Origin of the sequence: Pedobacter sp. Leaf250, from assembly GCF_920984735.1 — a bacterium.
Lineage (GTDB): Bacteria > Bacteroidota > Bacteroidia > Sphingobacteriales > Sphingobacteriaceae > Pedobacter.
On the sequence record NZ_CAKLBU010000047.1, the window covers coordinates 1 to 1,279 of the forward strand.

The 1,279-nt window shown below is 37.6% G+C and carries 1 protein-coding gene; it reads right to left on the reverse strand.

Going from position 1 to position 1,279, the window contains the following annotated elements; translation table 11 throughout:
- Positions 1–53: 53 nt before the first annotated feature.
- Entirely contained in the window at positions 54–1,121 is a 1,068-nt protein-coding gene (locus tag LUA91_RS20620) for an IS110 family transposase (RefSeq protein ID WP_231428003.1), read from the reverse strand.
- Positions 1,122–1,279 lie beyond the last annotated feature (158 nt).

A 1,279-nucleotide genomic window follows, 5' to 3' on the forward strand; every position in this document is an offset into this window, starting at 1 on the left:
AAAAGGTACTGTTATAAATTCCAAATATTTAGACAAAAAAGTATTTTTGTATTCTAAAGAAGTTCAGCCACTGAACTATCTTGCGTAGTCTCGATTTTCGGATCGAGGCTACTACTTTTGTGGTTTTCAATAAATTCTGTATTATTTTTCCAAAGTGTATAAATCAATACCAGCAGTTTCCGCTGTATTGCTACCTGACCAATCATTTTCGATGCCTTGCTGTTTTTATTGATCCTGATATAAGTTTCTTTTAATGTTTCATTGTACCTACAGGCAACCATTGCCGGGAAATAAAGCGCATTTCTGATATACCTGTTCCCTTTCTTGGATATCCTTGTCTTGCCCTTAATTGAGGTGCCGGATTCTCTTTGTACAATATCATAGCCTGAGTAGCTCACCAATTGTTTTGAACTGTGAAACTGTTCAAAACCCATTGTTTCTGCTAAAATAGTTGCCACTGTAATTAAACCTACACCTTTTATTGTCAAGATTTTTCTTACCCGCTCTTTTAGTGCTTTATCATCTTCAATAGCTTTTTTAATTTCTTTCAAACATCTCTGGATTTCCTTATCTATCTCATTGATAAGTTTTTTGTTGCTTTTGGTAATGAAATTTTGGATATCATGTGAGCAGTCCTTGCTGTGCTTAATATTGCCCAGTGCTGTCTTCTGTTCCTGAAGCTGAACATAATAGCGGGTTAAGTTTCTGAGCTGCAAGAGTGCGCTTGGTGGTGGTGTCCATAACTTATGAACTCTCTCAACACCAAACTGGCTTAGAATTCTCGCATCAACGGCATCTGTTTTTGTTTTCACATTAAGACTCGAGAAATAGTGCTTCGAGGTGTTAGGAAGTACTACGTGAACCCTTTTCTTTATCTTGTAAAGATGGTGCGCAAGGTTCTCATAATAAACCCCTGTTGCTTCCATGAGGAATACAAGCTCCGAATCAGATACAATCAGGCCTTTGGTCCAACGTAATAACTGATTGAAGCCTTTGCTATCGTTGCTGAAGTCCAGGACTTTTGAGAACGTTAATTTGCCATCATCAGATTGCTGACAGAGACAAGCTGTAAATGTTGATTTTGAGATATCTATCCCAATGGATTGTTTTCTAATAGCCATAGTTAAGAATTTTAATCATATCGACTCAATTCTCCTTCGTCTATCCTTTTGTTTTATCCAGGCTCGCTCTGCGGCCTTAAGTACTGTTCAGACTCCTGAGAATAAAATCGTGTGGGCTAAACCTTTTTTACGGTATAACTCAAAGTTTACCTAGCCTC